The 11,437-nt window shown below is 60.9% G+C and carries 14 protein-coding genes; 8 read left to right on the forward strand and 6 right to left on the reverse strand.

Translation table 11 applies throughout. The features are described from left to right. Positions 1-57 precede the first annotated feature (57 nt). The 3 genes from BLL36_RS19765 (at position 58) to yegS (ending at position 2,274) form a co-directional block, all read left to right on the forward strand. Complete coding sequence (locus BLL36_RS19765) at positions 58-540, forward strand: chemotaxis protein CheW (RefSeq protein WP_010564003.1); 483 nt, start codon at positions 58-60, stop codon at positions 538-540. Next, positions 541-933, forward strand: a complete 393-nt coding sequence (locus tag BLL36_RS19770; RefSeq protein ID WP_076953009.1) for a DUF2802 domain-containing protein — start codon at positions 541-543, stop codon at positions 931-933. 420 nt (positions 934-1,353) lie between these two features. Next, on the forward strand, positions 1,354-2,274 hold the full coding sequence (yegS, locus tag BLL36_RS19775; protein ID WP_076953010.1) for a lipid kinase YegS: 921 nt from the start codon (positions 1,354-1,356) through the stop codon (positions 2,272-2,274). Here yegS and BLL36_RS19780 read toward each other — a convergent pair. The 3 genes from BLL36_RS19780 to BLL36_RS19790 form a co-directional block, all read right to left on the reverse strand. Further along, positions 2,233-2,892 (reverse strand): response regulator transcription factor, encoded by a 660-nt coding sequence (locus BLL36_RS19780; protein ID WP_076953011.1) that lies wholly within the window; start codon positions 2,890-2,892, stop codon positions 2,233-2,235. The genes yegS and BLL36_RS19780 overlap by 42 nt on opposite strands. Beyond that, the gene (locus BLL36_RS19785; RefSeq protein ID WP_076953012.1) at positions 2,889-3,782 is read right to left on the reverse strand and encodes a sensor histidine kinase; all 894 of its coding nucleotides are present in this window, start codon (positions 3,780-3,782) and stop codon (positions 2,889-2,891) included. The genes BLL36_RS19780 and BLL36_RS19785 overlap by 4 nt, the downstream gene beginning before the upstream one ends. Positions 3,783-4,122: 340 nt before the next feature. Further along, on the reverse strand, positions 4,123-4,572 hold the full coding sequence (locus BLL36_RS19790) for a hypothetical protein (protein ID WP_197678435.1): 450 nt from the start codon (positions 4,570-4,572) through the stop codon (positions 4,123-4,125). 540 nt (positions 4,573-5,112) lie between these two features. On the opposite strand from BLL36_RS19790, the gene BLL36_RS19795 reads away from it, so the two are divergent. After that, entirely contained in the window at positions 5,113-6,051 is a 939-nt protein-coding gene (locus BLL36_RS19795) for a chemotaxis protein CheV (protein WP_076953013.1), read from the forward strand. Between the two features lie 183 nt (positions 6,052-6,234). Beyond that, positions 6,235-7,041 (forward strand): MOSC domain-containing protein, encoded by an 807-nt coding sequence (locus BLL36_RS19800; RefSeq protein WP_076953014.1) that lies wholly within the window; start codon positions 6,235-6,237, stop codon positions 7,039-7,041. A 65-nt stretch (positions 7,042-7,106) separates the two neighbouring features. Here the strand turns inward: BLL36_RS19800 and ppnP are convergent, their stop codons facing one another. Both ppnP and BLL36_RS19810 read right to left on the reverse strand, forming a co-directional pair. After that, positions 7,107-7,388, reverse strand: coding sequence for a pyrimidine/purine nucleoside phosphorylase (gene ppnP, locus BLL36_RS19805; protein ID WP_076953015.1), 282 nt, complete (start codon positions 7,386-7,388; stop codon positions 7,107-7,109). A 187-nt stretch (positions 7,389-7,575) separates the two neighbouring features. Next, positions 7,576-8,118 (reverse strand): exonuclease domain-containing protein, encoded by a 543-nt coding sequence (locus BLL36_RS19810; RefSeq protein ID WP_076953016.1) that lies wholly within the window; start codon positions 8,116-8,118, stop codon positions 7,576-7,578. 137 nt (positions 8,119-8,255) lie between these two features. Between BLL36_RS19810 and BLL36_RS19815 the strand changes: the two genes are divergently transcribed. Both BLL36_RS19815 and BLL36_RS19820 read left to right on the forward strand, forming a co-directional pair. Then, complete coding sequence (locus BLL36_RS19815; RefSeq protein WP_076953017.1) at positions 8,256-8,894, forward strand: TetR/AcrR family transcriptional regulator; 639 nt, start codon at positions 8,256-8,258, stop codon at positions 8,892-8,894. A gap of 78 nt (positions 8,895-8,972) precedes the next feature. Continuing rightward, the gene (locus BLL36_RS19820) at positions 8,973-9,761 is read left to right on the forward strand and encodes a substrate-binding periplasmic protein (protein WP_076953018.1); all 789 of its coding nucleotides are present in this window, start codon (positions 8,973-8,975) and stop codon (positions 9,759-9,761) included. Between the two features lie 24 nt (positions 9,762-9,785). On the opposite strand, the gene BLL36_RS19825 is transcribed toward BLL36_RS19820, so the two are convergent. Further along, the gene (locus tag BLL36_RS19825; RefSeq protein WP_076953019.1) at positions 9,786-10,337 is read right to left on the reverse strand and encodes an RNA polymerase factor sigma-70; all 552 of its coding nucleotides are present in this window, start codon (positions 10,335-10,337) and stop codon (positions 9,786-9,788) included. 301 nt (positions 10,338-10,638) lie between these two features. On the opposite strand from BLL36_RS19825, the gene BLL36_RS19830 reads away from it, so the two are divergent. Then, a complete protein-coding gene (locus BLL36_RS19830) occupies positions 10,639-11,391 on the forward strand; it encodes a thioesterase II family protein (protein ID WP_076953020.1) in 753 nt (250 codons plus the stop codon). The last annotated feature ends 46 nt before the right edge of the window (positions 11,392-11,437 follow it).

Genomic DNA, 11,437 nt, shown 5'->3' on the forward strand with positions numbered 1-11,437 from the left:
AGTGCGGTCAAAGAAGCACACACGCCGTGTCGAACGGTATTTGAAGGGGTCAGAGAAATGAACAAGTCAGCGTCCGCACAAGGTTTGGATGATCCGATCCTGCAATGGGTTACCTTCAAACTGGACAACGAGTCCTATGGCATTAACGTGATGCGCGTGCAGGAAGTGCTGCGCTACACCGAGATCGCGCCGGTACCGGGTGCGCCCAGCTATGTGCTGGGTATCATCAACCTGCGCGGCAACGTGGTGACGGTCATCGACACCCGCCAGCGTTTCGGCCTGGTCCCGACCGAAGTCAACGACAACACCCGTATCGTCATCATCGAAGCCGACAAGCAAGTGGTCGGGATCATGGTCGACAGCGTGGCGGAAGTGGTCTACCTGCGCCAATCGGAAGTGGAAACCGCGCCGAACGTGGGTAACGAAGAATCCGCCAAGTTCATCCAGGGCGTGTGCAACAAGAACGGCGAACTGCTGATTCTGGTCGAGCTGGACAAGATGATGAGCGAAGAAGAATGGTCGGAACTGGAGAGCATCTGATTGTTCCTTGAGGCCGTGGTAATTGTCCTGGCCCTGTTGTGGGCCGGGACCTTGGCATTCCTGCTGCGCCATGTGCGCCAGCAGCGCGAATTGTTATTGCAGCAGGCCGAGCGTGACGCCGTGCGAGACCGGCGCATCCTCGAGTTGCTCAAGCGTGTTGATCATTACCAGCAAAGCGCGGTGAAGGTCGGTGACGAGGTGCATGAACTGCGCGCTATTCTTGCGCCTTTGCCGGATAAGCTGGCGCAGATCGAGCAGCGTGATCCTTCGAGTTTGTCGTTCGCCCAGGCTGCCAAGCTGGTGGGGATGGGGGCTACGGTGGATGAGCTGACGCAGTCGTGCGGGTTGACCCAGGCCGAGGCGCAGTTGATGAGCAAGCTTCACAAGGGCTGATTGCGTACCTGCCCAACTGTGGGAGCTGGCTTGCCTGCGATGGCCATGGGTATCTACACAATTTTCAGAGGCTGACAAATCTCCCTGTAGTGAGCGGGCTTGTCCCGCGCTGGGCTGCGAAGCGGCCCCAAACCAGGCGGATTGGGTTTGTCTGAACTGCGCGGTGTCTCTATTGGGGCGGCTTCGCCACCCAGCGCGGGACAAGCCCGCTCACTACAAAAATGTATAGATACCCATGCTGCGATGGCTTCAACTCGGTGTGCCTGACACACCAGGGTGTCAGCATCGCAGGCAAGCCAGCTCCCACAGAGAAGCGGGCCTGCGTCGTGCCTCCGATTTTTTTCCGTATTCAATGGCTTTTTTCTCCTCGCCAAAGGTCCACATCCTTCAAGCACCTTTGAATCCAGGAGTACCTCGTCCATGACCAGCCCCAAGGCACTGTTGATCCTCCACGGCAAGCAAGCCCTCAACGAGGACGTGCGAGCGGCCGTGCAGGCTCGGCGCGAGCGCGGCGGTGAACTGGCGGTGCGCGTCACATGGGAGGGCGGCGATGCCCAGCGGCTGGTCAACGAAGCGTTGACCGCCGGCTACACCCACATCATTGCCGGTGGCGGCGACGGCACCTTGCGCGACGTGGCCGAGGCCATGGCCCTGGCCAAGACCGACGCCAGTCTGGTGTTGATGCCGCTGGGCACCGCCAACGATTTCGCCAAGGCCGCCGGTGTACCGCTGGAGCCCGGTCCGGCGCTGGCGCTGCTGGACGTGCCGGCCCGGGCCATCGACCTTGGCCGGGTCGCCGGGCAGATCTTCCTCAACATGGCCACGGGCGGCTTTGGCAGCCAGGTCACCGCCAATACCTCCGAAGACCTGAAGAAAATCCTCGGTGGCGCGGCGTATCTGTTCACCGGTTTGTCACGCTTCAGCGAGTTGAAAGCCGCCTATGGCGAGCTGGAAGGTCCGGATTTCCACTGGAAGGGCGAGCTGCTCGCGCTGGGCATCGGCAATGGTCGCCAGGCGGGTGGCGGGCATGAGCTGTGCCCTGGCGCCATGGCGGATGACGGTTTGTTGGACGTCAGCATCCTGCCGGCGCCCCAGGAAGTGGTCGGTACGCTTCGCGAACTGATGACCAACGGCTGGGGCCTGGACACCATGTTCGTCCGCGCGCGTCTGCCATGGGTGAATATCAAGGTTGCGCAGGGCCTGTACATCAACCTCGATGGTGAGCCGCTGGAAGGTGACGACCTGCGCTTCGAAGTGTTGCCCAAGGCCTTGCGCGTGCACCTGCCAGTCGGTTCGCCGCTAGTCGTCCAGGCTGATGATCTGCTCGCGCACCGCGAATAGCACCAGGCCCGCCACGTCGAAGATCTGCAGGCGTTTCATGATCTGCGAGCGGTGGGCTTCCACGGTCTTGATGCTCAAGCCCAGGCCGTGGGCGATTTCCCGCGTGGACTTGCCGCGCACGACCAGACGCAGGATCTCCAACTGCCGAGCCGTGAGGTTATGGCTTTGAGCCTTTGGTGTGGTCGGGCCCTGGCTGCGCACCAGCGCCTGGCTTATCACGGTGTGGGCGATCGCCGGGCTCAGGTAGCGTTCGTTATTGCACAACGCGAGCAGCGCGTGTTCCAGCTCGTTGGGGGTGGTGTCCTTGAGCAGGTAGCCGTGGGCGCCGGACTCCAGCGCGCACATGATCAGTTCCGGCTCGGTGTGCATCGACAGGATCAGCACGCGGCTCTTGGGGTAGGCGCGCTTGAGTTGCTGCAAGGCGTCCAGGCCGCCGGTGTGCTTCATCGACAGGTCCAGCAGCACGATATCGGGCAGCAGCGTGCTGAACTGCTCCAGCAATTGCGCGCCATCGCTGGCTTCGCCGATCACCGTGTAGCCGGGAATGTCCTGGACCAGTGCGCGTACGCCGGCCCGGATCAGTGCATGGTCATCCACCAGAAGTAATGTGCAGCTCACTCGAAAACCTTAGGGGAACTGGCCCGTTCGAGGGCGCGGGGCGCCCAGGGGAAGAGTGCGTCGATCCGGGTCCCTTGGCCCGGCTGGCTGCTGACGGACAAAGTGCCGCCCAGTTGATCAACCCGCTCGAACATGCCGGCCATGCCCCGTTGGCCTTCCAGGCCCGGGTTGGCGGCGGGCGAGAAGCCCTGGCCGTCATCGCAGATACTCAGCGACAGGCCCTCGGGCAGGCGTTGCAGGCGTACCAGCAGGTTGCGCGCCTGGGCGTGGCGCAGCATGTTGGTGACCGCTTCCTGGGTGATGCGAAAGGCCGCCACGGCCATTTCTTCCGGGATGCTGGTCAGCCGTTGCTGGCATTCCAGGCTCCAGCACACCGGTGTGTGTTCCAGGCTCTTGAGCAGGTGCGCACGCAGGCTGGCTTCCAGGCCCAGGCTGGCCAGTTGGCGTGGGTTGAGGATGGCGGAGACGTCGCGCACCTTGGCCAGGGTTTCATTCAAGGTGTCGCACAGCACCGTGCACTGGCTTTGCAGATCTTCGGGCAGGCGCCGCTTGAGCCATTCGCCTTGCAGCTTGGCGGCGGTGAGCAGTTGGCCAATATCGTCATGCAGTTCGCGGCTGAGGCGGTGGCGTTCGTTTTCCTGCACCTGCAGTAAACGGTCGGCCAGTTCCTGGGGCTGGAACTTGATGGACGTGCGTGAACGCCATTGCCGCAGGCCGACCAATAACAACGTGGCGAGGTTGAGCACAATCACCAGTAATGGCAGCGGCGCGGAGCGGGTATAGGCCCACAGGCTCAGCAACAGCGAGCCAAGGCACAGGGCGATGATCCAGCAGCGTGCGTTGCTGCAGGACGCGAACCTGGCGATGAAGGTCTTTAGGCTGGCATACATAGCGGATGGAGCCAATGAGGGTTCACTGCGGGAAGACCGGTCACGGCGGCTGACCGGGCTTTGTTTGGAATACGTAGTTGGATCGTCTTCATGGCTATGAAGTTGAGTCACTTCGAGTCGAGCATAGTACCACCACTATTACCGTCGGTCGCCTGATGCTGTGTCTTGCAGAGTTATTAACCACGCAAATACTCCAGGCGGTATTCCCAGAGTTCTTGGAGTGGGCGGTTATATATTCAGGTTAGTGGCTAATTGATATCTTCCGCGGCTATTCCCACCAATAAATGAGTTGGCGTTGTCGTTATCCAGATAATGCCGGGTCAAACCCGACCGCAAGCGTTCAAGATACGCGGTGCACAGGTTGCTCAGGTTTATAAGTGAATTCTTTCTGCGGAATTTGCAGCGTGACCGTTGCAATCAATTTCGCTTGCTCGCTCTCATCCATGCCCAATTCGCCCGTGCGGGTATCGATCAGTTCCAATTGCCACGCCAGCAACGTCAGGCACGCGTGCAAGGCCTCCAGCGCCTGGTCATGCAATTGCATGGGGCAGGCGGCGTTGGCGATCAGGTATTGAATATGTCGGGAGAACTCGCTGATCGCCTGCAGGGCCAGGCTGTCGGCTTTCTCGGCCAGTTTGGCGAGGCTGGACTTCATGCAGTCGATGGCATCGCTGTCGTCGCGAATCAGGTGCAGGTGGCTCAAGCACTCTTCTGACTTGGCCAGCAGCGTTTGCGCTTCCAGCAAGAACTCGGGAAGCGTGGTCTGCCATTCATTTGCGCTGTTCATCATGCAAGTCTCCGCAACATAAGGTCGGGTGATGAGATGCCGCGTTGGGTGAATGGCTTAAAACTAGCGCTGAAATGAGACTGGAATCTGTAGGTCGCTTCTGACTTTTCAGTAGGACGTTTATGAGAGTGCAGGCGACGGCTGCGCGCGACCCTCATGAGTGGGGCCGATTGCGCACCTTCGATTGTTGACGTCCGGATGTCTGGAAGACCCGCGGGTCGAGGGCTTGGTATGGCAAACAAAAGCCTGACTCCATTCATGCATTGAGAATGGCGTCACATTAATGGCTATTAGATACTGCGAATATCAGGTTGGGCCTGATTGCGCATAGGGGAATCCCCTACATGGCGGAACTTTGCGTCGAATCGAATGTCGCGCAACGACGCTGTACCGCTCTGTGCAGAAGGCAATGCAGTAAACCATGATGTCAGTGTGACATCAATGTATTTACGTGGCATTTTACTCAGGGTCAAGGTCTGGCGCTCGCCGCCGATAACCAGCTTATGTGAACTGCACAACCCCTTAGCGCATCAGGAGCTTTCAATGGCCGGCATTCTCGACACGGTAGATCAACGCACGCAACTGGTGGGTGAGAATCGCCTGGAGATCCTCATGTTTCGCCTGGCCGGGCGCCAGTTGTTCGCGATCAACGTGTTCAAGGTGCAGGAAGTCCTGCAATTGCCCAAGCTGACCTTGATGCCCCAGCGCCACCCCTTCGTGTGCGGCGTGGTCAACCTGCGTGGCCAGACCCTGCCGGTGATCGACCTGTCTCAGGCCATCGGCATGCGCCCGCTGGTGCCGGGGCCCAACAGCACCATTATCGTCACCGAATACAACCGTTCCGTGCAGGCGTTCCTGGTGGGCGGCGTGGACCGCATCGTCAACATGAACTGGGAAGCCATCCTGCCGCCGCCGGCCAGTGCCGGGCGCCAGCACTACCTCACCGCCATCAGCAAGGTCGACGACCAACTGGTGGAAATCATCGACGTGGAAAAAGTCCTGGCCGAGATCGTGCCGTACAACGCCAAGGTTTCCCGTGAAAAACTCGACGACCCGGTACTGGAGCGCGCCCGTGGCCGCGAGGTGCTGCTGGTGGATGACTCCAACGTAGCGCTTTCGCAACTGCGCGACACCCTCGGCCAACTGGGCGTGAAGATGCACATCGCCAGCGACGGCCTCAAGGCTTTGAACATGCTCAAGGGCTGGGCCGACAGCGGCGAGGTGATGACCGACAAGCTGCTGATGATCTTCACCGATGCCGAAATGCCCGAAATGGACGGCTACCGTCTCACCACCGAGATCCGTAACGACCCACGCCTGCGCAAACTCTACGTGGTATTGCACACGTCGCTGTCGGGCAGCTTCAACGACTCGATGGTGAAAAAAGTCGGGTGCGACAACTTCCTGTCCAAATTCCAGCCCGACAAGCTGGTGGATGTAGTGCGTCAGCGTTTGATGCTGGACGAAGTGCCCGCTTTGTAGTGAGCGGGCTTGTCGAATCGTCGCACCGCCCGCGCTGGGTGGCGAAGCCGCCCCAAACCAGGCGACTCAATTTTTTGAAACACCGAGGTGTCTTCTTTTGGGGCGGCTTCGCCCCCCAGCGCGGGGCAAGCCCGCTCACTACGGGATATAGTGCGGGCTTTATTTGTTCAGGAATGCAGGCCCATGCTTCGTCTCAGCGCGTTGTACCGTTACCCCTTGAAGTCCGGCAAGGCCGAAAGACTGCAGCAGGCCGGCCTGGATAAGCTCGGGGTGGAAGGCGATCGACGCTGGATGCTGGTGGATGAAGCCAGCGGGCGTTTCCTCACCCAGCGTGCCGTGGCGAAGATGAGCCAATTGTCGGCGCTGTGGAACGGCAGCGGTGGCCTCACCCTGAGTTCGCCGGGGTGCGCGCCGCTGGACGTGGCGCTGCCCGGCAGCGACGCCGCGTTGCTTGGCGTAACCATCTGGCGCGACACCCTGCGCGTGCCGGATGCGGGCGATGAAGCCGCGGCCTGGGTCAGCGATTTCATCGGCAAGCCGACGCGCCTGGTGCAACTGCCCCTGGAGCGCGCGCGGGCCACCGATGCCGGGTACGGCCAGGACGATGACCAGGTAGGCTTTGCCGATGGCTACCCGCTGCTGTTGATCGGCCAGGCTTCCCTGGACGATTTATGCGAGCGCATCGGTCGCCCGATGCAAATGCTGCGCTTTCGTCCCAACCTGGTGATCGAAGGCGGCGACGCCTTTGCTGAAGACGGCTGGAAACGCCTGCGTATCGGTGATGTGGAGTTCCGAGTGGTCAAGCCGTGCTCGCGCTGCATTCTGACCACTATCGACCCGCAGACCGGCGAACGCAGCGCCGACCGCGAACCCTTCGCCACGCTGGAGACCTATCGCAAGACTGAGCAGGGGGCGATGTTCGGCCAGAACCTGGTCAACGATGGCAACGGGCGCCTGGAAATCGGCATGCCGGTGACAGTGCTCGAATAGCGTTACTGGCCATAAAAAATGCCCGTCTCTGGGGAGACGGGCGTTTTTTTGACTGCCAGGAACCCTTAGCTGCGGTATTCGCACAGGTAGGCGGTGTCCACGGCGACCTTCAGCTGGAACTTGCTGTTGGCCGGTACGTTGAACTGGCTGCCGGCGGCGAAGGTTTCCCACTCGGCATCAGGCAGCTTGACGACCAGGGCGCCGGAGACCACGTGCATGATTTCACGTTGGTCGGTGCCGAATTCGTATTCGCCGGGGGCCATGACGCCGATGGTCGCCGGACCTTCTGCGGTGCCGAAAGCGATCGACTTGACGGTGCCGTCGAAGTACTCGTTGACTTTAAACATGGGCGATTCCTCGGAAAAGGGGGTTGAGACTCTACCGTAGGAGCGAGCTTGCTCGCGAAAAACGCATAAGCGACACGGGCCATCTGATAGCGCTGCGTTATCGTTGGCCTTCTTCGCGAGCAAGCTCGCTCCTACAGTTGAGCCGCAAGAAAAGGTTGCTCAGTATGCCCAAGCCGTCGGGAGCTGCCTAGACCGGCAAAATCAGCGGCAGCAGGCGTGCGGTGTTGCGCGCATCTTCCAGCGCCCGATGTTGCTGGCCATGAAACTGCATCCCCGCCAACTGCAGGGCGCCGTTGAGCCCCAGGGGCTTGTCCAGGCGCCGGGCCTTGGCGAAGCGTTGCTTGAGGTTTACATGGGGCGTATCGGCGAGCGCACTGGCCAGGCCATGGCGCTGCCACTCCAGTTCCAGTTGGCGGCGGTCGTAATCGCCCCAACTGGCCCAGCCTTCCAGGCGCGGCCGGTGCTGGCCCAGCCAGCGCTCGAACAGCGGCCACACCTCGGTGATCGGCGCGGCGCCATCGATGTTCGCCTGGGTGATGTGCGTCAGTTGCCGACAGAAGGGCGTCAGCAGCGGCCGGCGCAGCGGTCGCACAAAGCGCTGGAAATGATCCAGCTCGCGCCCCTTGCGGTTGACCAGGCTCGCGCCGATCTCGATGACTTCCATCTCCGTCACGGGCCAGCCGCCTTCATCCGTTGTGGCTTCAAGGTCAATAATCAGCCAATGAGGCATCGCGCAGTTCCCGTACTCTTCCCTTTCTGTTGGGGATAGAGCGTAGCCCGGCCCTGTAGTTCCGCCAAGCGCTTGCTTGGTTGGCCGGCACGGCCTAAATTGCCGGCCAACATGACCGTAGAAGCAAGGAGAGAGGCATGGATGAGTACAATGCCCTGCGGGTGATGCGCACCCTGGTGGACGGCGGCCAATTGACCGACCCCGACAGCGCCCGAGGCAAGCTGCTGCAAACCGCGGCCCACCTGTTTCGCAACAAGGGTTTCGAGCGTACCACCGTGCGTGACCTGGCCAGCGCCGTGGGCATCCAGTCCGGCAGCATCTTTCATCACTTCAAGAGCAAGGACGAGATCCTGCGCGCAGTGATGGAAGAAACCATCCGCTACAACACCGCGATGATGCGCGCTTGCCTTGAAGACGCGGTGGATGTGCGCGAACGTGTGCTGGCGCTGATTCGTTGCGAATTGCAGTCGATCATGGGCGGCAGCGGCGAGGCCATGGCGGTGCTGGTGTACGAATGGCGCTCGCTGTCGACGCAAGGCCAGGCCCAGGTGCTGGCCCTGCGCGACGAGTACGAAGACATCTGGCTGCAAGTGCTGGGGGAGGCCAAGGCGGCAGGTTATATACGCGGCGATGTGGTTATTACCCGGCGGTTTCTCACCGGCGCGCTGTCCTGGACCACCACCTGGTACCGCGCCGAGGGTAGCCTGACCCTCGAACAATTGGCGCAGGAAGCCCTGCTGATGGTGCTCAAAGCCTCCCCTGACGCAAGCTATTAATTTGCCGGTAGAAAGTTGTCTCGCCAGACAAAAACGCCTAGCTTATCGCCATTAGCCTTTTGAACGGTGTGTGCCTTGATGTTTTCGCCACGGCGGCTGGCCGCAGGACTTACCTTTTGGGCATTGGGCAGCGCTTGGTGCATACCCGCCTCGGCTGCGCAGCTGGTGAGGATAGGCGCGGCGCATTTTCCTCCCTACACCGTGCGTCCGGAGCAGGGCGCCGACACCGGCCTGCTGCCGCAACTGATCGTGGCGCTGAACGCCTTGCAAAGCGATTATCAATTTGTGTTGGTACCCACCTCTATCCCCCGGCGCTTTCGCGATTTCGAGCAGGGCCGGGTCGACATGGCCATCTTCGAGAACCCTGACTGGGGTTGGCAGGAGATTCCCCACACTGCCGTCGACCTGGGGCTGGAGGACGCGGAGATTTTTGTCGCCCAGCGTGAGCCCGGTCGCGGCCAGGCCTATTTCGCTGACCTCAAAGGCAAACGGCTGGCCGTATTCAGCGGTTATCACTACGCCTTCGCCCATTTCAACCCCGATCCCAAGTACATGGTCGAGCACTTCAACGCCACGTTGACTTATTCCCACGACAGCAACCTGCTGATGGTCGCGCGCGGGCGTGCCGATATCGCCTTGGTGACCCGTTCGTACCTGAGTGACTTCATGGTGCGCAATGCGGATATGGCCGGGCAGTTCCTGGTGTCGGAGCGCATCGACCAGGTGTATCACCACTACGCACTGCTGCGCCCGAAAGCTCCGATCACGGGCGAAGCGTTTTCCGCACTGCTCAAGCGCCTGCGGGACAATGGCCAGATGCTGAAGATTTTCGAGCCCTATCGCATCGATGTCATGCCGGCGCCCTGACAGGCACCCTGCAGATCCAAATGTTCACACGCGGCGCGCAAACGTATCGCTGTGAGTGCCCGACACCTTGCGGCAGTGCACCAGCGCATCCCGGATCATGAAGTTCACCAACGTTGGCGACACTCCCAATTCCTTGGCGATGTCCTTTTGCGGCACGCCGTGCAAACGGTACATCTCGAACGCATAGCGGGTGCGCTGGGGCAGCTCCGTCAGGGCGTCGGCGATGTTTTCCAGGGTGCTGAAATTGATGTGCGAGGTTTCCGGTGAAGCGCCGTGGATAACCACATTCAAGCCTTCCTCTTCGGTCCCTGAATATTTGAGCTCCAGGGCCTGCTTGCGGTAATGATCGATCGCCAGGTTGCGCACGATCTGGAACAGGTAACTGAGCTGGGCCTTGAATGACGACGTGATCGTCGGCGCCGACTGCAGCCGGAAGTAGGCGTCCTGCACTACGTCTTCGGCACGGGAGCGGCACCCGGTAATGCGTGCCGCGATCTTCACCAGGATCAGACGATTGTCGACGAATGCCTGGAGAAGCGGTGAGTCGCACCTGCCTGTGGATACTTGTTCCGTCATGGAATTCACCTTGTAGCAAAAGAGGTTAGGGGAGGGCGTCCTTGCTGAAGCCTCCTACACATCGGGCAACAAATTATGCTTAATGATAATTATTGTCAAATGAGAAGGCGAACTAATCTTATGCTTTCTTGTTAGGTGTGAACCACGTCTCGCACGTACCCGGCGACTAATTATTTGCCGCTGCCGTCCGTTCTTCTGGGTGACAGGCCGTTAGTAAAACGGCCAAGGATCAGCACCCGCAGGAGGACGAAATGGGTTTCTATCGTGCATACAGCGTGTTTCAGTTTGGAGTCGTCGCCTGATGAGTACGTCGACTCGACTGCGCCTGTTCTGCCTGCCCTATTCGGGCGCCAGCGCCATGGTTTACGCGCGTTGGCGGCGAGCGCTGCCGGAGTGGTTGCAGGTATGCCCGCTGGAGTTGCCGGGCCGTGGCATGCGCATGGACGAGCCGTTGCAGCGCGACATCAAGGCCTTGGCCGCGCAACTGGCGGACGAAATCAGCCGCGACTTGAGCGGCCCCTATGCCCTGTTCGGCCACAGCCTGGGCGGCCTGCTCGCGTTCGAACTGGCCCACGCGCTGGCTGCGCGCAAGGTGCCTGCGCCGCTGGCGCTGTTTGCCTCCGGCACGGCCGGGCCGGCGCGTCGCGATGTCAGTGAATACGCCATCGAAAAGACCGACGAACAACTGATCGCCCGCCTGCGTGAACTGCAAGGCACCGCCGAAGAAGCTCTGGCCAACCCCGAGTTGATGCAATTGATGCTGCCGATCCTGCGCGCCGATTTCCTCTTGTGCGGCAGCTTCACCTATGGCGAGCGCGTGCCGCTGGACGTGCCGATCCACGTGTTCGGCGGCAAGCAGGACAGCGTGCGCGCCGACCAGTTGCTCGACTGGCAGCTCGAGGCGGCCAGTGGCTTTTCGCTGGATATGTTCGACGGCCACCACTTCTTCCTCATGCAACACGAAAGCGCCGTGCTGCGCTGCGTGCGGCGCTACGCCGACGAACACCTGGCCCGCTGGCGCAACGGCGCCGCACGGCATCTGGCCGCCGGCTGAAAGCCCCTTCAATTCCCGAATTTCCCGCAAGCCGATTTCAGGCAGG

This window comes from Pseudomonas cedrina subsp. cedrina (assembly GCF_001983175.1).
GTDB classification, from domain to species: domain Bacteria; phylum Pseudomonadota; class Gammaproteobacteria; order Pseudomonadales; family Pseudomonadaceae; genus Aquipseudomonas; species Aquipseudomonas cedrina.

Excerpts from the sequence above, each read along its gene's own strand:
- ppnP (WP_076953015.1), bottom strand. The coding sequence starts at position 7,388 with ATGTTTAAAGTCAACGAGTACTTCGACGGCACCGTCAAGTCGATCGCT.
- BLL36_RS19790 (WP_197678435.1), bottom strand. The coding sequence starts at position 4,572 with ATGATGAACAGCGCAAATGAATGGCAGACCACGCTTCCCGAGTTCTTG.
- BLL36_RS19825 (WP_076953019.1), bottom strand. The coding sequence starts at position 10,337 with ATGACGGAACAAGTATCCACAGGCAGGTGCGACTCACCGCTTCTCCAG.
- BLL36_RS19810 (WP_076953016.1), bottom strand. The coding sequence starts at position 8,118 with ATGCCTCATTGGCTGATTATTGACCTTGAAGCCACAACGGATGAAGGC.
- yegS (WP_076953010.1), top strand. The coding sequence starts at position 1,354 with ATGACCAGCCCCAAGGCACTGTTGATCCTCCACGGCAAGCAAGCCCTC.
- BLL36_RS19765 (WP_010564003.1), top strand. The coding sequence starts at position 58 with ATGAACAAGTCAGCGTCCGCACAAGGTTTGGATGATCCGATCCTGCAA.
- BLL36_RS19785 (WP_076953012.1), bottom strand. The coding sequence starts at position 3,782 with ATGTATGCCAGCCTAAAGACCTTCATCGCCAGGTTCGCGTCCTGCAGC.
- BLL36_RS19820 (WP_076953018.1), top strand. The coding sequence starts at position 8,973 with ATGTTTTCGCCACGGCGGCTGGCCGCAGGACTTACCTTTTGGGCATTG.
- BLL36_RS19815 (WP_076953017.1), top strand. The coding sequence starts at position 8,256 with ATGGATGAGTACAATGCCCTGCGGGTGATGCGCACCCTGGTGGACGGC.
- BLL36_RS19800 (WP_076953014.1), top strand. The coding sequence starts at position 6,235 with ATGCTTCGTCTCAGCGCGTTGTACCGTTACCCCTTGAAGTCCGGCAAG.
- BLL36_RS19795 (WP_076953013.1), top strand. The coding sequence starts at position 5,113 with ATGGCCGGCATTCTCGACACGGTAGATCAACGCACGCAACTGGTGGGT.
- BLL36_RS19830 (WP_076953020.1), top strand. The coding sequence starts at position 10,639 with ATGAGTACGTCGACTCGACTGCGCCTGTTCTGCCTGCCCTATTCGGGC.